The sequence below is a fragment of the Micromonospora sp. RTGN7 genome (genome assembly GCF_033804645.1).
Classification (GTDB): Bacteria; Actinomycetota; Actinomycetes; order Mycobacteriales; family Micromonosporaceae; genus Micromonospora.
Map to the genome: position 1 here is coordinate 40,253 of NZ_JAPZLF010000019.1, position 20,953 is coordinate 61,205.

General features: G+C 73.0%; 12 protein-coding genes. 6 read left to right on the top strand and 6 right to left on the bottom strand.

Annotated features, from left to right (window positions below):
- Position 1: 1 nt before the first annotated feature.
- Positions 2-5,359: a type I polyketide synthase gene (locus tag SNR22_RS23420; RefSeq protein ID WP_320068801.1), complete on the top strand. Its 5,358-nt coding sequence runs from the start codon at positions 2-4 to the stop codon at positions 5,357-5,359.
- Entirely contained in the window at positions 5,356-6,465 is a 1,110-nt protein-coding gene (locus tag SNR22_RS23425; protein ID WP_320068802.1) for a DNA glycosylase AlkZ-like family protein, read from the top strand. The genes SNR22_RS23420 and SNR22_RS23425 overlap by 4 nt, the downstream gene beginning before the upstream one ends.
- A gap of 3 nt (positions 6,466-6,468) precedes the next feature.
- Here SNR22_RS23425 and SNR22_RS23430 read toward each other — a convergent pair whose 3' ends face one another.
- From SNR22_RS23430 to SNR22_RS23440, 3 genes are read right to left on the bottom strand one after another with little or no spacing between them, the layout of a single operon-like run.
- Complete coding sequence (locus SNR22_RS23430) at positions 6,469-8,802, bottom strand: lantibiotic dehydratase (RefSeq protein ID WP_320068803.1); 2,334 nt, start codon at positions 8,800-8,802, stop codon at positions 6,469-6,471.
- Positions 8,750-10,411, bottom strand: a complete 1,662-nt coding sequence (locus tag SNR22_RS23435) for a phosphopantetheine-binding protein (protein WP_320068804.1) — start codon at positions 10,409-10,411, stop codon at positions 8,750-8,752. The genes SNR22_RS23430 and SNR22_RS23435 overlap by 53 nt, the downstream gene beginning before the upstream one ends.
- Positions 10,412-10,451: 40 nt before the next feature.
- The gene (locus tag SNR22_RS23440; protein WP_320068805.1) at positions 10,452-11,759 is read right to left on the bottom strand and encodes a cytochrome P450; all 1,308 of its coding nucleotides are present in this window, start codon (positions 11,757-11,759) and stop codon (positions 10,452-10,454) included.
- A 134-nt stretch (positions 11,760-11,893) separates the two neighbouring features.
- On the opposite strand from SNR22_RS23440, the gene SNR22_RS23445 reads away from it, so the two are divergent.
- From SNR22_RS23445 to vioD, 3 genes are read left to right on the top strand one after another with little or no spacing between them, the layout of a single operon-like run.
- Complete coding sequence (locus tag SNR22_RS23445) at positions 11,894-12,085, top strand: MbtH family protein (protein WP_320068806.1); 192 nt, start codon at positions 11,894-11,896, stop codon at positions 12,083-12,085.
- Positions 12,082-12,849, top strand: a complete 768-nt coding sequence (locus SNR22_RS23450) for a thioesterase II family protein (protein WP_320068807.1) — start codon at positions 12,082-12,084, stop codon at positions 12,847-12,849. Before SNR22_RS23445 ends, SNR22_RS23450 begins: the two co-directional genes overlap by 4 nt.
- A gap of 29 nt (positions 12,850-12,878) precedes the next feature.
- Entirely contained in the window at positions 12,879-14,021 is a 1,143-nt protein-coding gene (gene vioD, locus SNR22_RS23455) for a capreomycidine synthase (protein WP_320068808.1), read from the top strand.
- A 65-nt stretch (positions 14,022-14,086) separates the two neighbouring features.
- On the opposite strand, the gene SNR22_RS23460 is transcribed toward vioD, so the two are convergent.
- The 3 genes from SNR22_RS23460 to SNR22_RS23470 form a co-directional block, all read right to left on the bottom strand.
- On the bottom strand, positions 14,087-15,256 hold the full coding sequence (locus SNR22_RS23460) for an acyl-CoA dehydrogenase family protein (RefSeq protein ID WP_320068809.1): 1,170 nt from the start codon (positions 15,254-15,256) through the stop codon (positions 14,087-14,089).
- A complete protein-coding gene (locus tag SNR22_RS23465; RefSeq protein ID WP_320068810.1) occupies positions 15,253-19,212 on the bottom strand; it encodes an amino acid adenylation domain-containing protein in 3,960 nt (1,319 codons plus the stop codon). Before SNR22_RS23465 ends, SNR22_RS23460 begins: the two co-directional genes overlap by 4 nt.
- A gap of 233 nt (positions 19,213-19,445) precedes the next feature.
- Positions 19,446-20,339 carry a DUF2306 domain-containing protein gene (locus tag SNR22_RS23470; protein WP_320068811.1) on the bottom strand — a complete coding sequence of 298 codons (894 nt, stop codon included), beginning with the start codon at positions 20,337-20,339 and terminating at the stop codon, positions 19,446-19,448.
- Positions 20,340-20,497: 158 nt separating this feature from the next.
- On the opposite strand from SNR22_RS23470, the gene SNR22_RS23475 reads away from it, so the two are divergent.
- Entirely contained in the window at positions 20,498-20,947 is a 450-nt protein-coding gene (locus tag SNR22_RS23475; protein ID WP_320068812.1) for a DUF6069 family protein, read from the top strand.
- The last annotated feature ends 6 nt before the right edge of the window (positions 20,948-20,953 follow it).

Below are 20,953 nucleotides of genomic sequence, written 5' to 3' on the forward strand. Positions count from 1 at the left end.
AATGAGCAGTCCGATCGAACCCATCGCGATCGTCGGCATGGCCGGCCGGTTCCCGGGCGCGCAGGACGTCGAGCAGTTCTGGTCGAACCTGCGGGACGGGCGCACCGGGCTGCGGACGCTCACCGACGAGGAGCTGGCCGCCGCCGGGGTGCTGCCCGAGGAGCTCGCCGACGACCGGTACGTGCGGGTCAACGGGGACGCCCCGGAGGTCGACATGTTCGACGCGGCGTTCTTCGGCATGACCCCGCGCGAGGCGGCGGTCTGCGACCCGCAGCTGCGGATCTTCCTGGAGACCGCGCACGCGGCGATGGAGAACGCCGGCTACGACAACACGGCCATCACCGACGTGGGGGTGTACGCCGGCGTCGGGCACAGCCTCTACTGGGACCACAACCTGCGCCTGGCGGCCACCTCGGCGGGCAGCCGCGACCTGACGGCCGGCATCTTCAACTATCCCGACTACGTCTCGACGCTGGTGTCGTACAAGCTGAACCTCACCGGGCCCAGCATGACCGTGCTGACCGCCTGCTCCAGCTCGCTGCTCACGCTGCACCTGGCCATCCAGGCCCTGCACAGCGGCGAGTGCGAGATGGCGTTGGCCGGTGGCACCGACCTGGAGATGCTCGGGCACGGGTACACCTTCGCCGAGGGCGGCCCGCTCAGCCGCGACGGGCGCTGCCGCTCGTTCGACGCGAACGCCAGCGGCACCGTGTTCTCCAGCGGGGTCGGCGTGGTGGTGGTCAAGCGGCTGTCCGACGCGCTCGCCGACGGCGACGACATCCGGGCGGTCGTACGCGCCACCGCGGCCAACAACGACGGCTCGGACAAGGTCGGGTTCAGCGCGCCGAGCGTGTCCGGGCAGACCGCTGTCGCCATGGAGGCGTTGGCCCTCGCAGGTGTGGCGCCCGAGGACGTCGGCTACGTGGAGGCGCACGGCACCGGCACGCCGCTGGGCGACCCGATCGAGTTCAGCGCGCTCAACGAGGCGTTCCGCCGGCTCGCGTCGGACCGTACGCTGCCGGCCGGCTACTGCGGGCTCGGCTCGGTGAAGAGCAGCGTCGGGCATCTCGGGCACGCCGCCGGGGTGGCGTCGCTGATCAAGATGGTGCTCTGCCTGGAACGCGAGCACCTCGCGCCCACCCTGCACGTCGACCAGCCCAACCCCAAGCTGGACTGGGAGTCGTCGCCGTTCTCGCTGGTGACCGAGCCGCGGCCGTGGCCGCGTACGCCCGGCCGGCCGCGGATCGCCAGCATCAACTCGCTCGGCTTCGGTGGCACCAACGTGCACGCGGTCCTCGAGGAGGCGCCGCTGCGCGAGCCCGCCCCGCAGGCGGACGACCGGCCCCGGCTGATGGTGTGGTCGGCCCGGACCGCGGCTGCCGAGGAGGCGTACCGCCCGGCGCTGTCGGCCCACCTCGCCGGCTCGGGCGCGGAGACCTTCGCCGACACGCTCGCCACCCTGCAGGAGGGGCGGACCGCGCACCCGGTGCGGGCGGCCGCCGTGGTGGACAGCGCGGTCGATGCCCGCGCGGTGCTCGACGAGCAGCCGGAACGCATCATCGGCTCCGGCTCGCCGGTCCGGAAGCGGCCGGTGGTCTTCGTCTTCCCCGGGCAGGGCTCGCAGCACGCCGGTACAGCCCGCGGGCTGTACGGCACCGACCCCACCTTCACCCAGGTCTTCGACGAGTGCCTGGATGCGCTGGCGGCGGCCGGGTCCGACCTGCGGGCCGCCTGGCAGTCCGGTGACGACGCCGCCCTGGAACCCACGGAGGTCGCCCAGCCCCTGCTGTTCGCGGTGGAGTACGCGCTGGCCCGGATGTGGATGTCGTGGGGGATCAAGCCGCGGACGTTGCTCGGCCACAGCATCGGCGAGCTGGTCGCCGCCGCCGTCGCCGGGGTGTTCACGCCGGCCGACGCGGCGCGGCTGGTAGTGGCGCGCGGCACCGCGATGGCCGCGATGCCACCCGGCGACATGCTCGCGGTGCGCCTGAACGCCGACGAGGTTGCCGACCTGTTGCCGGACGGTGTGGTGGTCGCGGCGGTCAACGGTCCCGGCCAGACGATCGTCAGCGGCCCGCCGGAGGCCGTCGGGGAGGCGCTGCGCCGGCTCACCGCGGCCGGAGTGTCGGCACGGCCGGTGCGCACCTCGCATGCCTTCCACAGTCCGTCGATGGCTCCGGCCGCGGAGACCTTCGCTGCGGCGTTCGCGGGCATCGAGGCGCGGGCGCCGGAGATCCCGCTGTACTCCGCGGCCACCGCCGCGCCGCTCACTGCGGCCGAGGCGGCCGACCCCGCCTTCTGGGCCGGGCAGCTCACCGCCCCGGTCCGGTTCGGTGATGCCGCCGACGCCCTGCTGGCCGACGGCGACGTCGTGCTGCTCGAGGTGGGCCCGGAGCGCGTGCTCACCTCGGTGCTCGGCGCCCACCCCGCCGTCCGGGAGGGCCGGCACGTGGTCGTGCCGACGCTGCCGCGGCGCGGCGTGGCGCCGGCGGACGACCTGCGCAGCGCGCTGGCGGCGCTGGGTGCGCTGTGGACCGAGGGCCACCCGGTGGACTGGCCGGCGGTGCGGGACGGCGTCCCGCTGCGCCGCGTCCCGCTGCCCGGCTACCGCTACCAGCGCAGCCGGCACTGGATCGACGCGCGGCCGGAGACCGCCGCGCCGGCCGTCGTGGAGACTCCGGCCGGCATCGTGGAAGAGCTCCCGCCCGCGCCCGCCGCACCCTTCGCCACCCTGAGCTGGGTCGAGCAGGCCGCCACCGCCGGACCGGCGTACGGCGGCGTGCCCACCGTCGCGCTGCTGCCCGAGGACGACACGATCGCGTTGCCGCTGGTACTGGCCCTGCAGCAGGCCGGCCTGCGGATCGTCCCGGTACGCCCGGGCAACGAGTTCCGCGACGAGGGCGTCGAGTTCCGCGTCCGCCCGGGCCGGACCGCCGATCTCGAGCGGCTGCTGCGTACGCTCGCCGACCGCGGCCGGTCCCCGCGGCTGCTCGTGCACGCCTGGTCCGCGAAGGACTGGGAGGCTCCGTCCCCGGCCACCACCGGCGAACAGCTCGACCTGTCCTGCCACAGCCTCGTCGACCTGGTGCAGTGGGGCGCGCGGGCGGCCGGCACCGGGCCCGCGCCGGGGCTGATCGTGCTCACCTCTCGGTCGTTGGACGTCTCCGGCGGTGAGCCGGTCGACCCGGTCAAGGCGACCCTGCACGGGCTGGTACGGACGATGGCCCTCGAGGCGCCGGAACAGACCAGCCGGCTGATCGACGTCGGCACCGGGGTCACCGAGGACGAGCTCGTCGCCGAGCTGTGTGCCGTCGGCGGCGAGCCGGTCGTCGCGCTGCGCCGCGACCGGCGCTGGGTGCGGGCCGAGCGCCCGTACGCCCCGGTGGCTGGCCCGGAGCGGGTGCTGCGTCGCGACGGCGTGTACCTGATCACCGGTGGCCTGGGCGGGCTCGGCCTGGAGCTGGCCAAGGGGATCGCCCGCCTCGGGCTGCGGCCGCGGCTGGCCCTGGTGGGTCGCACCGACCCGGCCGCCGACGGCGAAGCGGGCGCCCGGGCCGGTACGGTCCGCGCCGCGCTGAGTGAGCTGGCCATGCTCGGTGCGGAGGTCCGCGTCTTCCCCGCCGACGTGGCCGACGCCCGGGCGATGCGTCGGGTCGCGGACACCGTGACGGCGCGGTTCGGCCCGGTCAACGGCGTCTTCCACCTCGCCGGCGTGCCCGGCGATGGCATGCTGCTGTTCCGGGACCGGGCCGCGATGGCCGAGGTGCTGCGGCCCAAGGTACTCGGCACCCTGGTGCTGGCGGAGGTGTTCGCCGGCCGCCCGGCGCTGGACTTCGTCGTCGCGTTCTCCAGCCGTGCCGCGGTGGACGGCCTCGTCGGCAGCGGCGACTACGCGGCGGCCAACGCCTTCCTGGACGCGTACGCGCCCACCAGCTCCCTCGCCCGGGGACGCGTCATCAGCGTCGGCTGGCCGTCGTGGTCCCGGGTCGGCATGGCCGCAGAGCCGCCGCAGCCGCCGCGTCGTCCCGGCGTGCGGTCTGCGGAGACCGTCCTGGCCGCCGAGGAGCAGCCGTTCCTCGACGAGCACCGGATCAACGGTGCCCCGGTCCTGCCCGGCACCGGCATCATCGACTTCGTGTACCGCTCGTTCCTGCAGGAGGTGCCGGAGCCGGAGCGGCCGGGCTCGGTGCGGCTGTCCGACGTCGTGCTGCGCACGCCGCTGGTATGCGCGCAGCCGCGCCGGGTGACGGTGGAGTTCGAGCCGCAGGAGCCGGGCTGGAGCTTCACGGTGCGCTCGGTGCCGGTGGCCGGCGGCACCGAGGTCACCCACGTCACCGGCGAGATCGGCACGGTGACCGTGGCGGCGCCCGAGGTGGACCTGACGGCCCTGCTCGCCCGGCTCACCGACCGGCAGGGCCCGGAGCGAACGAACGGGCCGAACCGGCTGTTCACGCTGGGCCCGCGCTGGCAGAACCTGGTGGAAATCGCCTCCCCGGCCGACGGTGGCGGGGACGAGAAGGTGGCCGTGGTCGAGCTGCCCGAGGCGTTCACCGACGACCTCGTCCACCACCCGCTGCACCCGTCCATCATGGATACCGCGCTGTCCTCGGCGCGGGACCCGCGGCGCGACGGGCTCAGCCTGCCGTTCATGTACCGGTCCCTCACCGTGCACGGCCCGCTGCCGCGGCGGGTGTACAGCCACATCGTGCGGCGCCCGGCGTCGGACCGGATGATCGTCGCGGATATCACGATCTGCGACCCGGACGGCCGGGTTGTCGTCGAGTGCGAGGGCTTCACGCTGCGCACGGTGCAGCGTGACTACCTCGGTGACCAGCCCGGGACCGCTGCGCCGGCCGCCCCGGCCGAGCCGCTCGCGCTGGCGCCGGGCAGCGGCATCGACCCCGAGGTGGGGGTGGAGCTGCTCGTCGGCCTGCTCCGGTCCCGCCCGGTGCGGCACGTGGCGGTCCGGCCGTTCCGGGACGGGCAGCCGGTGCCCCTCGCCGGGCCGGCCCTGGTGCCCGCTGTCGCATCCGCGCTCCCGGCTCCGGTCGCGGTGGTGCCTGCTCCGGCGCAGGCGTCGGCGGCTCCGGTCGCGCCGCAGCCTGCCGCGGAGACACCGACGGGCGACGACCCGGTCGTCGAGCGCACCCGGCGGTTGTGGGGCGCGGTACTGGGCACGACCGCGATCCGGACCTCCGACGACTTTTTCGACCTCGGTGGCAACTCGCTGGCCGCGATCGACCTGGTGACGTTGGTACGGAAGGAGTTCGGCGTGGAGCTCAACGTCGCGATGCTGTTCGACTACCCCACCCTGGGGGCGCTGTCCGACGCGTTGAGGGCCCAGGGCGTCACCTCGTGACCGTGCACCACCTGTCCCAAGCCGACGCGCGGCGGATCGCGGTACGCGCCCAGCTGCTCGACAGCCGGGTGCCGGCCGGGCTGGTGGAGCTGACCCGTGAGCTGACCCTGCTGCAGCTCGACCCGACCGCGTACGTCGCGCCCAGCGCGGACCTGGTGTTGTGGAGCCGGCTCGGTAACACGTACGAGCCGGCCCACCTGGTCGCCGCGCTGGAGCGACACGAGCTGATCGAACTGCGGGCGATGCTGCGTCCCGCGGAGGACATGAAGCTGTACCGCGCGGACATGGCGGCCTGGCCGGGCCGCGGCGAGCTGAGCTACTGGCTGCGGGCACAGCGCGACTGGGTGGCGGCGAACGACGCCTGCCGCCGGGACATCCTGCGCCGGCTGGAGGAGTCGGGGCCGCTGCCGTCCCGGGAACTGCCCGACAGTTGCGTGCAGCCGTGGGGCTCGTCGGGCTGGACGAACCGCCGCAACGTGGCGCAGTTGCTGGACTTCATGGTCCGGCGTGGCGAGGTGGCAGTGGCCGGGCGGCGCGGCCGGGACCGGTTGTGGGACCTGGCACACCGGGTCTACCCGGACGAACCGGCCGTGCCCGCCGGGGAGGCCGCACGTATCCGCAACGAACGGCGGCTGCGGGCGCTCGGCATCGGCCGCCCGCGCGGCCCGGAGTGCCCGGTCGAGCCGATCGAGGTGGGCGACGTCGGCGAACCGGCCACGGTGGCGGGACTGCGGCGCAAGTGGCGCGTCGACCCGGCCGCGGTCGAGGCGCTCGGCCGGCCGTTCACCGGGCGCGCGGCACTGCTGTCCCCGTTCGACCGGCTGTTGCACGACCGGCAGCGCACGACGGAGCTGTTCGGCTTCGACTACCAGCTGGAGATCTACCGGCCGGCTGCCAAGCGCCGCTGGGGCTACTACACGCTGCCGATCCTGTACGACGACCGGCTGATCGGAAAGCTGGACGCCCACGCGGACCGTAAGGAGGGCGTGTTCCGGGTGTCGGCCGTCCACCGTGACACCGACTTCACCGCGCCAATGGCCGACGCGGTCGACCAGCAGATCCGCGACCTCGGCGACTGGCTCGAGCTCAAGCCGCTGCTGCCGTAGCCGCTAGGGTCTGACCGCGATCAGCCGCAGCTCGGCGGTGTACCGATTGCCGGCGGTGTCGCGCAGCCACAGCATGTCCAGGTCGGGCAGCATCTCGGTGACGGTCACCTCGCCGGCGCCCGCCTCCGCGGTCCGCCGGATCACCTTGGCGAGCAGGTTGACCAGCGGGAGGCTGCGGAAGTCAACGGCCATCGGCTTGCGCTCGACGGGCACCCGGACGAAGGCGCGCTCCGGCAGCCCGGTGGTGGCCCGCCAGCGCCGGGCGGCCGCGTACCGCTGGCTCTCGTCCCGCAGGAACGCCCACGCCTGCTCGCCGGCGTCGAAGGTCCGCGCGGCGCGGCCGAGAACCAGGCTGTCGATGCTGACGCGCGGCCGCCGTGCGGCGCGCGCGAACGGCCGGAAGGCGTCGGAGGCGAGCGCGGACAGCGGGTCACCGAGCGCCTCGAGGAAGGAGTACGTCGCGCCGGTCGTGCGATGGCGCACCAGCAGCGCCGAGTCGCCGGGCACCACGTCGAGGTCGAGCACCCCGATCGCGGTGGCACCGGGCGGCGGGACCAGCGACTCGGCACCCAGGCACAGGTAGGTGTAGCCGGGCAGCATCGTCTCGTCGGCCGCGGACATCCGGGTGGTGGTCAACGGCGAGTCGGTGCCGGGGATGAGGACGAGACGGTCACCGGACTCCATCGCCTCGACCGCCGCACGTACCCGCTCCGGTTCCGGATGCTGCTGCAGCCACATCTTGTAGCCCAGCGTGTTGGTGGTGCAGTGCACCTCGCCCAGGACGAAGTCCACGTCGCCGGCGACGAGCGCCGCGGTATCGGCAGCGACGACCATGATGTCGGGGGAGTGGTACCGGGCGCCGCTCCAGCGCGGGCGGGAGCGCGGGAACTCCTGCGCCACCAGGCCGGCGATGGCCGCGGCGGTCGTCCGGTGCTCCGGCTGGGCACCGTCGGCCGGTACGCCGAGCACCCGCGCCCAGCGCCGCTGGAAGTCCGCCACCACGCCTTCGACCAGCTGCGAGCGGGCCGCGCCGGTGTTGCCGCCCAGTTCCGGCAGCAATGACGTCAGCATCTTCAGCAGCGGCACGCCCCGCCCGGCGGGCTCGCGTTCGAGCAGCTCCCGGGCCGCCTTCTCCACCTCGTCGGCGATCGCGTTGGCCAGCCACGCGGCGCTGTCCAGGACCAGGCCCAGCGGCTCGGCGAGGCGGTCGAGCGCGGCCTGTCCGACGCGTACGTCGGCCGCACGTACGGTGTCCTCGTAGACCAGCGTCCGTGCGGCGTACACGCCGCTGGCGCGACGGGTGGCCGGCACCCCGGTGGTGCGCTCGAACGTCGTGGCGAGCGCCCGGCCGGCCTCGGCGAGCCGGGTGGGCGCACCGGCCGCCGCGGCGACCGCGTCCCGCGCCTGGACGAGCTCCCGCAGCGACGCGTGCGCCTGGTCCCGCGCCGCCGGGTCGCCGATCGTGTCGAGGCGTTGCGCCAGCTCCAGCTCCGGCCAGGTGACGATCGGGCCGCGCAGATCCATCCGTACGACGCCGTGCCGGCGCAGCTCCAGCAGCGCGCCCAGCACCGCCGGATCGGGCGGATCGCCGGCCAGGTCCCGGACGGTCCGTTCGCCGTCGCACCGCTGCAGCACCCGCAGCACGCGCGGGGACAGCTTGACCGGCTTGCGGAACGGCAGCCGAACCACCGCCCCGGCCACGCTTGCGGACGGCTCCCGCTGCGGCCGCAGCCACGGGAACACCTCCGGGCGGGCCGCGATCGCGTCGGCGAGGGCGTCGACGGCCCAGTTCTCGAAGTAGGTGGTCCGTCGGCCCAGTAGCTGCGGGCCCGGCCGTACGTCGACGCCGCCCGCGCCGGTGCCGAGCCGCGCCCAGCACACCGGGCCGAAGAACCCGATCGTGTCGTTCTTGAGGCAGTACCGCTGCAGATAGCTGGCAATGGTGAGCTCGTGGTTGCGGCCGCGGACGTTGCGCGGCTCGCCGGCCGCGGCCTTGTCCAGGCAGTCCGGCACCAGAACGGGGTTCTGCCAGGTGACCGCCTCGCGGAACAGGTCGTCCGAGGCGGTACGGCGGATCGCCGCGCTCAGCCGCCCGGTGGCGTCCGCGAACGCCTGCGGGTACTCGTCGTCCGCCCGGTCCGCCGCGGCGGCCAGCGCGTCGTCGCAGATCTCCAGCACCCCGTCGGCGGGGAACCCGGCACCCCGCAGGGCCGCGTCGCGCCACAGCACCCAGCCGGTGCCGCCCAGCGCCGTCGTCAGGTCCGCCGCCGGCTGGCCGTGCGGATCAGCCGGGGCCGGGTCCGGAAGCGGGGCCGGAGTCGGATCGTTCGATCTCATTGAGCAGTGCCTCCAGATCGTGGGCGCCCTCCACCTGTCGGCGGACGATGAGCTGAGCCAGGCCGTCGACGGTCGGTGCCTCGAAGATGTCGCGCAGCGACACCTCCGTGCCGAAGCTCTCCCGGATCCGGGTCGCCAGCTGGGTGGCGAGCAGCGAGAACCCGCCGAGCTCGAAGAATGTGTCGAAGACGCCGACGCGCTCGGCCTTGAGCAGTTCCTGCAGGATGCCGGCCAGGTCCGCTTCCAGCGGGGTGCGCGGTGCGACGTACGTCTCCGCGGCGCTCTCCGTGTCGCTGGGCAGCGCGTCCCAGTCGTAGTCGCCCGCCGGCGTCAGCGGCAGCGCGTCCAGGGTGTGCAGCACGGCCGGGACCAGGTGCTCGGGCAGCCGCAGCGACAGCGCCCGGCGTACCGCGGCGGAGTCCGGGCCGAGCTCCGCGCCGACGATGTAGCCCGCCAGTACCGGCTCGCCGTCGTCGTCGATGAGCTCGGTGACCAGCGCGTCGCGCACCTGCGGCAGGTCGAGCAGGGCGGCCGTCGTCTCGGCCGGATCCGCCGAGGGGTCCGTGCCGGCGAGACCGGCGAACTCCAGTGTTCCGTCCGGCCATCGGCGGGCCAGGTCGCCGGTCCGGTACGAGCCCAGGCACATCTCACCGATCTCGCCGAGGCCGGCCACCCGGTCGCGGGCGTTCAGCAGCAGCAGGTCGGTGCCCGCCGTGCCGAGCGGCAGCCGCAGCGGCGCGTCGTCGGCGGCCCAGTCGTCCGGCACCGCGTACACCGCGCGCGGGCGGCCGGTCTGGTCGGTGCGGTACGTGCCGACGCAGCGCGCGCCCGGGGCGACCTGCCGCAGCGCCTCGACGTCGTGCCCGAGCAGCCCGCCGGCATTGTCCACGAAGGCGTACCGCAGCGCGGGCAGGTGTCCCTGCGGTGCGTGCGCCGTCAGGGCGCGGACAACCGGCGTGGTGGTGAACACGACGGTGGCGCCGCTGTCGCGCAACCAGCCGGCCAGGTTCGGCCCGGCGGCGAGGTCGGGTGCCTCGACCAGCAGCGCCGCCCCGGCAGACAGTGCGCTGCACAGTGCCGACACCCAGTGGCCGGGTGCGCCGGACAGCACCGCGAACCGGTCGTCGGCCCGCAGGTCGACGGCGCTCGCCGCCCAGTCGTCGCCGGGTGCCCAGTCGTCGCCGGGGGCCGGTGCGCTGTCCGCGGTGCCCGCGCCGGCCGGAGCCGGATCCGCGGACACCAGCGCGTCCAGGTCGTCCAGCACGGCGGACACGCCCAGGAACTCGGGGGCGACCGGGTCGTCCGGTTCCAGCACCGACGTGGTCAGCCCGGCCTGCAGGCAGCCCAGGACGGCGGCCACGAACACCGCGTCCGGGCGTCGCGTGATGCCGAGGTGTACCGGGCGTCCCGCGTACCGGTCACCGACGACCCGGGCCACCCGGCCGGCCGCATCGGCGAGCCACCGGTAGTCGTGGGCGCCGGCGGCGTCGAGCACCGCCACGCGGCCGGGCTGCTGGGCGTACCGGTTGACCGCCGTGACGACGGCCGGTGCCGTGCCTTCGCGGTCGGCCGCACCGGATTCCGCCGGTACGTCGGACATCGTGGTCATGAGCTCTCCCGCAGGCAGGGGCGTGGCATGGCGCGGTCGTTCATCCGGCGGCGGGCGTGCGCCGCTTGACCGGGGTGCACGGCAGCGTCGCGAAGCCGCGCTGGTGGGCGGAGTGCACCCGCTGGGCGGTCGCCATGTCCAGGTCGTACTCGGCGATGTCCTTGGCGACCTCCTCGAGGATGATGGAGATCTCCAGCGTCGCGAGGGCCCCGCCGAGGCAGTGGTGCGGACCGGCGCCGAAGCTGAGCATCTTGCGCGTGTTTCGGTCGATGTCGTACCGGTCCGGGTCGTCGAACACCCGGTGGTCACGGTTGCCGGAGGCGTGCAGCAGCACGACACGGGACCCGGCCGAGATCGGGGTGCCGTGCAGCTCGATGTCGCGGGTGACCGTCCGCGAGGTCATCTGGCTCGAGGAGTCGAAGCGCAACGTCTCGTTGGTCCAGTCGGCGAACCGGCCGCCGAGCCCGGCCCGCTGCACGTCCGGCAGCCGCCACCCGTGGTACCAGGCGTTGCCGATCAGCTTGCCGGTCGACTCGTTGCCGCCGCTGACGATCAGGAACAGGAAGGCGACGATCTCCGAGTCGGTGAGCCGGATGCCGTCGACATCCGCCTGGGTCAGGATCGAGGTGAGGTTGTCGCCCGGGTGGCGGCGGAGGTCCGCGACCAGGTGGACGTAGTAAGTGGCCAGCCGGAACGCTGCGGCCAGGGTCTCCGACGACCGCTCGTCGGACTCGTCCTCCCGGCGGGTGAGCAGGTCCGTGTCGAAGCGGATGGTGTCCCAGTCCGCCTCCGGGATGCCCAGCATCTCGCACACCACGTCGTTGGGCACGGCCGCGGCGAAGTCCCGCGCGAAGTCGAACGTGTCCTGCTCCAGCAGCGGATCCAGGCGCCGCCGGGTCAACTCCCGGATGCGCGCCTCCTGCTGGGCGACGCTGCGCGGCGCGAACCGCTTCTGCACCAGCCCACGCACCTTGGTGTGGTCGGGCGGGTCCAGGGCGAGGAAGAACACGTTCTTGTACGCCTGCGGCCCCCACAGCGAGCTCTCCAGCGAGATGCCGTTGCGGTTGGTGAAGGTGCCCGGGTCACGCAGCGCGCTGAGCACGTCGGCGTGCCGGGACAGGGCGTAGAAGTCGCGTTCCTCGTTGCGGTACACGGGAGCTTTCTCCCGCATCCACGCGTAGATCGGGTACGGATCCTCCTGGATCTCGTACGAGAAGGGGTCGTACGTGACGGCGGGAGCGTCCGCCTCCACAACAACGTTGTCTGTCTGCACCGATGTACTCCCGTGCCGCAGGTGCACCGTCCACGCCGACCCGTACCGGGCGCGCCGGCCTCCGATGGCAGTCATGCTGACACGGGTAGCGTCCGCCGTCGTGTCGCCGGAACCGGCGACCGCCGGCCCGTCGCTGATTCACGTGACTGCACCGGGCGGGCCGCGCTTTCTACCGTCGGCACGGAGCGCGGACACGTGAGGAGCCAGCCATGAACCCATTCGACGACCCCGACGGAACGTTCCTGGTCCTGGTCAACGACGAGGAACAGCATTCGCTGTGGCCGGCCGGGATCACGGTCCCGTCCGGGTGGCGGTCCGTCTTCGGCGAGGACGGCCGGCAGGCGTGCCTGGACTACGTCGAGGAGCACTGGACCGATTTGCGCCCACTGACGGCGCGGTGACCACCACCGGTGTCACGCTGCGGGGCGCCGCGTGGCTGAAGCGGTACGGCAGCGGCGCCCCGCCCACGGCCCGGCTGCTCTGCTTCCACCACGCCGGCGGCTCGGCCGGGATGTACCGTGGTTGGTCGCAGCTGCTGCCCCCGTCGATCGAACCGGTCGCGGTGCAGCTGCCGGGGCGCGCGGAACGGTTGCGTGAGCGGCCGTACTCGGCGATGGCCCCCCTGGTGGAGGCGCTGGCCGAGGTGGTCGCGCCGCTGCTGGACATGCCGTACGCCTGCTACGGCCTGAGTATGGGCGCCAAGGTGTGCTGGGCGCTGACCCACCGGCTGCGCGACGAGGGCCGGCCGATGCCGCTGGCCCTATACCTGGCCAGCGCAGCCGCACCCGGCCTGCCCGAGGGCCGCGTCGACTGGAATGTGCCCGACGAGGTGCTGGTGGAGTACCTACGCACCATGGGCGGGACGACGCCGGAGATTTTCGCACACCCGCAGTTGCTGGCGTCGCTGCTGCCGACCCTGCGGGCGGACCTCACGCTGGTGGACTCGTTCCACTTCGAACCGGCGACGCCGGTCGCGGTGCCGATCCGGGCGTTCGCCGGCGCCGACGACATCGAGGGCGGCCCCGAGCGGATGCGCGGCTGGGGGCGGCAGACCACCGCCGGGTTCACGCTGGAGGCGGTGCCGGGCGGCCACTTCTTCGACGCCGACGGTGAGCGGCGGTTGACCCAGGTGATCGCGGAGGACGTCGCACGGGCGCTCGGTTGAGCCCTCGTGACTTGAGGAAAGGGAGCAGCGTGGACATCACCGTGGCGGAACTCGAGGAGTGGATGCGGCGGTACTACCACGCCGTGGATCACGACATCGGCAGCAGCGGGGTACGCGACCTGTCGATGTCGGAGCTCCTCACGCTGTGTGACGCCGACCTGTCCGGGTTGACCGGCATGATGCTGCGCGACAGCGAGAGCTTCGGCGGCCACCGGTTGCGGGCCGCACTCGCCGATCGGTGGACCGGCGGCGATGTCGCACCGGTGATGGTGACCCACGGCTCCAGCGAGGCCATCTACCTGGTGATGCATCTGCTGCTGGAACCAGGCGACGAACTGGTGGTGGTGGATCCGGCGTACCAGCAGCTGTACGACATCGCGGCCTGGCGCGGCTGCCGGGTCACCCGCTGGCCGCTGCGGGCCCGCGACGGCTTCCGCCCGGACCTGGACCACCTGCGCCAGCTGGCCCGCAGCCGGCCGCGGATGATCGTGGTGAACTTCCCGCACAACCCGACCGGGGTGAGCATCACCGCGGCCGAGCAGGCGGAGATCGTCGCCATCGCCGCCGAAGCGGGTGCCTGGCTGGTGTGGGACAACGCGTTCGGCGAGATGACCTACACGGCGCCCCCGCTGCCGCTGCCGCTGAGCCAGTACGAGCGCACTGTCTGCTTCGGCACGCTCTCCAAGAGTTACGGCCTGGCCGGCCTGCGGGTGGGCTGGTGCCTCGCGCCGCCGCCACTGCTGAGCCGGATGGCGGTGCTGCGCGACTACATCGCGCTGTACGTGTCGCCGGTGCTCGAGCACTTCGCGGAGATGGCGGTGCGCAACGCGGACCGGATCGTGGGTTTGCAGCGCGAGCACGCCGGGCGTAACCGGCAGACCCTGCTCGACTGGGCCGGCACGCTGCCCGGCCTGGTCCGGGTGACCCCACCGGACGGCGGGGTGGCCACCTTCGTCGAGTTCCCCGAGGTGCCCGACGTGCGGGCGATGTGCCAGGAACTGGCCGAGCGGCACCGGGTGCTGCTGGTGCCGGGCGACTGCTTCGGTGATGCCTTCGGCGGCTACGCCCGGCTCGGCTACGGCGGCACCGCCGCGGAGTTGGCAGCGGGTCTTTCCGCGGTGGAACAGTTGGTGCGCGAGAACGCCGACGGCCAGGCGGCCGCAGCCGGCTGACCGCCCCGGTACGGATAAACAGGAAGACCCCGGCCGCGCGCGGCCGGGGTCTTCCTGCTTCGCGGTCAGAGCACGTCGCCGAAGGCCACCAGCTCCGAGGTGGTCAGGTTGAGCCGGTCGTTGGAGATCATCAGGCGGCCGGAGAGCAGGTCGCGCAGCTGCCGGCTGACCGAGAAGTCGCCGGTCTCCGAGTAGCCCGCCATCCCGCACACCTCGAGCGCCATCATGGCCACGCCCACCGAGTCCGTGGAGACCTGCATCTTCAGCGCGTTGGCGCGGATGTTCAGATCCGCGGCGCCGGGGTCACGGTCGTACGACGTGGCGAACTGCCGGACGGCATCGGTCATCGTGCGCAGGCGGGCGTACATCCAGCCCAGCTGCGGGTTCGGTGCCGCGGTGCCACCGCGCAGCTTGATCTGGACGAACCGTATCGACCGGCGCAGCGCGTCCTCGGCGATGCCGCACCACACCGCGGACCACAGCGCGTGCGACAGCGGCACCATGCACCCGGCCGCGATCTCGCTGAACGGCTGGGGGAGCACCTGCCAGGCGGGCACCCGCGCGGTGAGCTCCTGCGGCCCGCTGCACGTACCCCGCATGCCGAGGGTGTCCCAACCGCCGGTCGGCCGCAGCTGCGCCTGCCGGGCGGTGACCAGCACCAGCACCTGGTCGCCGGCGGCCGCGTCCGGCTCACGTCGGGCGGTGACGAGCAGACTGTCGGCGGCCTCGCCGTACGAGACGGTGGGCGCGCTCTTGGTCAGCTGGACCCCGCCGCCGCCCACCGGCAGGACCGCCGCCCGGCTGGTACGCAGGCTCCCGCCGACGCCCTTCTCCGAGGTCACCGAGCCGATCAGCAGTTGCTCCCGGGCGGCCTGGGCGAGGTATTCGGCGAGCCGCGGCTCCTGTCGTGCGCTGGGCACCATGCAGACCACCTGGATCTGGTGCATCGCCCAGATCATCGCGGTCGATCCGCACAGGTTGCCCAGCCGCAGTGCGATCTCGCCGAGCTCGGCGGTGGTGAACCCGTGTCCGCCGTACTCCCGCGGGATGCCCGCCGACAGCAGGCCGGCCTGGCGCAGCGCGGCAAGGCTCTGCTCCGGGAAGGCGGCCGCGCGGTCGGCCTTCGGGGCCTGCTCGAGCAGCGTGGGCGCGATCTGGTCGACGGCGGCGAGCGCCGCTGCGAGGTCCAGCACCGGTCCGGCCTCGCTCTGCCGGACGGCCCGGCGGCCGATCACGACGCCGCCTGGTCGACGGGCCGGCGCAGGGTGCTGCGCTGCTCGACGGCCGCCGCCACGACGTCCGGGAACTGCTGGTGGAAGTAGTGGTCGCCACCGGGCACGGTGACCAGGTCGATCTCGTCGGTGAACCGGCGCCAGGCGCGGTACCGCCGATGCGGGCGCGGGGTCATCGGGTCATTCGTGCCGGCCAGGACGGTGATGGGGGCGGCCAGCGGGGTCACCTCGCCGCGCCCGGGCCAGCGTTGGGTGAAGTATCGGGCAGCCGTACTGACGTCGTGCCGGAACGCGCGCATGATGAAGGTCAACTCCTCGTCTCCGATGTCTCCGTCGAAGCCGCCGATTGACTTGAGGTAGAGCATCTCGGCCCGGTTGCGCCGGGGACCGCCGTCCTCGGTGGTGCCGACGGTCATCGGCCCGACCCGCAGCACGCCACGCTCCACCAGGGCGGACAGGCTGTTGAGCACCATCCGGCTGAGCGGGCCGGGCTGGTAGAACGGGTACGCACCGCCGAGGTAGAGCCGCTCCACCGGGCGGCCAGCCGCCTCCAACCGGCGGACCAGCTCGACCGCGAGCCCCACGCCGGCGCAATGGCCGTAGACCGAGAGCGGTCCCTGCACGGTGCGCAGCAACTCGTCGGCGGCCTCCTGCGCCACCTCCTCCAGCGGGCGCAGCGCGGTGTCGCCGCCGAGCTCGTGCCCGGGCGGTGAGACGGCGACCAGTGCCATACCGTCCGGCAGGGCGCGGGCCAGCTGCTGGTACGTGATCGCGCTGCCGCCGCCGAACGGCACACACACGAGGGTGTGCGCGGCCGGTTCGGGGTCGGTCATCCGCAGCAGCAGGCGCGGGCCCGCCTGCTGGTCCAGGGCGGCGGCCAGCCCCCGGACGGTGGGGTTCGCGCCGAGCATCCCGACCGTGGCGCCCTCCAGCTGGCGGATCGCGCGTACCGCGTCGTACGAGTTGCCGCCGAGCGCGAAGAAGTCGCCGGTGGCGTCCACCTCCGCGAGCCCGAGGATCTCGGCGAACGTCGCGGCGACCGCCTTCTCGGTGGGCGTGCGCGGCCGGTCGGCGGCCAGGACCGGCGCGGCCGTGGTGGACGGGTCGGGCAGCGCCGCGCGGTCCAGCTTGCCGTTGTGGCTCAGCGGCATGGCCGGCAGCACGGTGACGCTCGCCGGGACCATGTAACCGGGCAGTTCCCGCTGCAGGTGGTCGCGCAGCGCCTGCTGGTCCACGGCGCGCCCGTCATCCGCCGTCACGTACGCGGCGAGCTGGCGCCCGTCGGCCCGGTCGCGGACCACGACCGCCGCGTCCCGGACCTCCGGGTGCGCGGCGAGCAGCTGCTCGATCTCGCCCAGCTCGATGCGGTAGCCGTTGATCTTTACCTGGTGGTCGAGCCGGCCCAGGTACTCCAGGGTGCCGTCCGGCAGCCGGCGGACCCGGTCGCCGGTCCGGTAGAGCCGGCCGCCCGGACCGGCCAGCGGGTGGGCGACGAAGCTCGCGGCGGTGAGACCGGGCCGGCCGAGGTAGCCGTCGGCCAGCTGGATGCCGCCGAGATACAGCTCGCCCGGCACCAGCTCCGGGGCCGGCAGCAGACGCTCGTCCAGCACGACGGCGGTGGTGTTGGCGATCGGGTCACCGATCGGCACGACGCCCGGCTGCGCCGGACGGGAACAGTCCCACCAGGTGACGTCCACCGCGGCCTCGGTGGGCCCGTACAGGTTGTGCAGGGGTACGCCGGACAGCTGTCGCTGGAAGCGGTCGACCGTCGCGGCGGGCAACGCCTCGCCGCTGCACACCACCTGGCGCAGGTCCGGCAGGTCCGTGGCGGTCGGCTCGTCCAGGAACAGCGAGAGCATCGACGGCACGAAGTGGGCCGTGGTGACCCCCTGCCGGGCGATCGTCCGGGCCAGGTACGCGGCGTCCTGGTGCCCGCCGGGCCGGGCCAGCACGATGGCGGCCCCGGTGATCAGCGGCCAGAAGAACTCCCACACGGAGACGTCGAATCCGAACGGGGTCTTCTGCAGCACCCGGTCGGCGGGAGTGAGCGCGAACGTCTCCTGCATCCACAACAGGCGGTTGACGATCGCCCGGTGGCTGACCAGCACGCCCTTGGGGCGCCCGGTCGAGCCGGACGTGTAGATGACGTAGGCGGCGTCGGACGGGTTGCCCCGCTGCGGTGGTCGCCCGTCGCCCACCATGTCCTCGGCGGTCAGGACCAGCTGGGCGCCCGCGTCCCGGGCCGCCTGCGCGGTCTCCGGCTGTGCCACGACCACCTCGGCGCCGGCGTCACGCAGCATGAAGGCGAGCCGCCCGGCGGGCAGCGACGGGTCGAGCGGCAGGTACGCGGCACCGGCGTACAGGGTGCCGAGCAGGCCGGTGACCATGTCGACGGAACGCTCGGCGCACACGCCGACGACGTCCCCGGGACGCACACCGGACGCGGCCAGCGTCGCGGCGACCCGGTGGGCGGCGGCGGCGAGCTCGTCGTAGCGCACGGTCGCCCCGTCGGTGATCAGGGCCGGTTCGCCGGGTGTCGCCCGGGCCTGCCGGTCGAGCAGCTCGGTCAGCGTGCACCCGGCGTCCGGATAGTCGCGTACCGGGCCGCGGCCCACGGCATCCCCACCGGCTGCGGTGTCCGGCTGGGCGGCGGCCGCCAGTTCGCCGACGCGCTGTGCGTCACCCATTGCGGCCAGTACCCGCCCGAAGCTCTCCAGGATCTCCTCGGCGGCGCCGGGCGCGAACCGGTCGCGGTGGAAGCGCACGCGGACGGTGAAGCGCGGCTCCGGCGTGGCGACCAGCACGAGCGGCTCACTGGTCTTCTCCACCGCGTCGAGCGGCCGGAACGACAGCCGCTGCGCCAGATCGCCCATCTGCAGCGACATCGAGTAGTTGTCGAAGATGACCAGGCTGTGGAACAGCGGTGCGGAGCCCGGGGCGCCGATCCACTGCTTGATCTCGGCGAGCGGGCTGTACTCGTACCGGCGGATCGCGGTGTAGCGGTTCTGCACGTCGCGCAGCCAGTCACCCACTGCGCCGTCGCGCGGGACCGCCACCTGTACCGGCAGGGTGTTGGTGAAAAGACCCATCATCTGCGCGACGCCGGGCAGTTCCGGAGGCCGGCAGGAACTGGTGACCCCGAAGGTCACCGCGTCCCCGCCGCCGTAGCTCTGCAGGATGAGCGCCCAGGCGGCCTGCAGCATCGTGTTGAGCGTGACGCCGTGGCGGGCGGCTGCCGCGCGCAGTCCCACCTGGACGGTGTCCAGCAGGTCGATCACCCGCTCGTCGACGGTGACGCCGGGGCGGCGGGGATCCGGCGGCAGCAGCGGTGCCAGCTCGCCGGTGCCGGCCCGGCCGGGCAGCGTGCGCGCCCAGAAGTCCCGCGCCGCCGCGATGTCCTGCTTCTGCAGCCAGGCGATGTACTCGCGGTAGGGCGGCGCGGCGGCGGGTGGTGGTGTGCCCAACGTGCGGCTCAGGTACCGCTGCAGCACGTCCCGCATGAAGATCGGTACGGACCAGCCGTCGAGCAGCAGCAAGTGATGCGTCCACACCAGGACGAAGTTCTCGTCGCCCAGCTGGACCAGGTGCAGCCGCTGCAGCGGCGGCACCGCCGGGTCGAAACCGGCGGCGAGGTCATCGGCGAGCAGTTGGTCCAGGCGCTGCTGCTGGTCGGCAGTGCCGGACCAGTCGACCCGGGTAACCGCCGGTGGTGCGTCCCGGTGCACGACCTGCAGCGGCTTGTCCAGTCCCTCCCAGTGGAACGTGGTGCGTAGCGCGGTATGCGCACGGACCGTGTCCTCGCACGCCGCCACCAGCGCGTTGACGTCCAGGCGCCCCTCGATTCCGAAGCTGCGCTGGTTCACGTAGACGTCGGTGTCGGCGTCGTACAGGCTGTGGAAGAGGATGCCCTGCTGCAGCGGAGACAGCTCGTAGATGTCTTCGACGTCGGCGGCGGCCATCGTGACTCCCTTGCTCCGCGATCGGGGGCCGATCGACCCGTCGAGCGCGTGACTCTCCGTCGGCTCCGCGCGCGGGGTCCGGCTGTCTGGCAGCGACGGTACCGACTGTGACATGCCCCGTTGCGTCCCGTGAAGGAGTGACGGGTACGGGGCCTACCGCTGAAAACACTTCGGAGCCGGTGCCGACCTGCGGAGGACGGCACCGGCTCGTACGGGTGTTCCTCGAACGTCCGTCATGGAGTGGAGACGGTCTTCTCCACCTCGCGCTCGGCCTGGCTCTCGTGCGGCTCCGGGGCGGCGGCCTGCGCGGCCGGGGGCAGTTGCTCACCGCTGGCGGCCGGCGGCTCGATCAGCCGCTTCGGGCGGCGCATGCGCTCGTACTCCAGGTAGCCCTCGACGATCAGGATGGAGATCAGCAGGCCGAGCCAGTTGACGTTGGATTCCTTGACCTGGAGGTAGATGTCCAGGTTGCCGTTCAGCCGGGAGTGGTACTGCGTGGAGACGAGCAGCTGCACGAACGGGTCGATGGCAATCACCACCAGCACCGAGCAGGTCAGTGCGTAACTACGGAACATCCAGCGGCGGTGCTCGGCGATCCGGCCCTGCCGGCGCAACGCGAGACCGAACAGGGTGACGCCCAGCCACAGCAGGGAGAGGGCGACCTGGGAGAACGCGGTGGCGACGCTGAACGGGTAGAACGCCGTGACGAGCAGCGCGAGGACGGTGGCGGGGACGACACCGGCGAAGACGTAGACCCGGCCGACCGTGCGGTGCACTCGTGGGTGCCGGGTGCGCAGGCCCCGCCACACCTGCAGGACTCCGGCGACCAGCGCGATCGACGCACCGGCGATGTGGCTCAGCAGCATCCAGTAGTACAGCGGATGTTCCTCGGGTGAGAGCTCGATGTTGGCCCTCTCACGGGCCTGGCTGCCCAGGTTGGGATCGAATTGACCCCAGCGGGACCAGGTGATGCTGAGCGACACGAGGATGCAGAAGGCGACGATTCCGAGGAAGACGTAGCGCCGGCGCCGCGGGCGGCCCGGTCGGTCGGCCTGGACCGCTAGATTCTCCCTCTCCTCGCCCCTCGGCGGCGAGTCGCCCGACGAACGATCCTTGACGTGTTCCATGGCATCACCGTGGTCTGCGCATGCAGGATAGGCCCGTCCTCTCTTTACGGGACGTTGGCGGGGCCCCAGCTGGGCGTTAGCTTCGGTCGGTGATCAACCCCCAGACGGGGCACCCGCAGCCCAGGGGTTGCGAGACCACCACGGCCCGAGGAGTCGTCATGCAGAAGACGTTGGCGGTGAACCGCTTGCTCGGCATCGAATCGCGCTTCTGGGGGAGGGCCGCCGCGATCGCCTGCGCCATCCTGGTCAACTGGGCCATCCGGACCCTCGGATGGCTGGCGGGCGCCGACTTCGTGGTCATCGACCACGGTGGGATCACCTATGTGACGTACACCGTCCTGGCCGTCTTCACCACCGCCGTCTCCGTGCTGGGCTGGGTCATCCTCGCCGTGCTGGAGCGGATCACCCGGTTCGCCAAAACCATCTGGACGACCGGCGCTTGCTTTCTGCTCGCGCTCTCCGGCGTGCCCATCGTCGTGTTCGCGAACGCCAACCTGTTCACCAAGATTTGCCTTGCCATCATCAATATAGCCACCGCCGTCGTCGTCGTGTCCGCCATGCGCAGTACCACCCTGCAGCGGCGGGTCAGGACCCCGAGCGCGGCCTGAGCGACC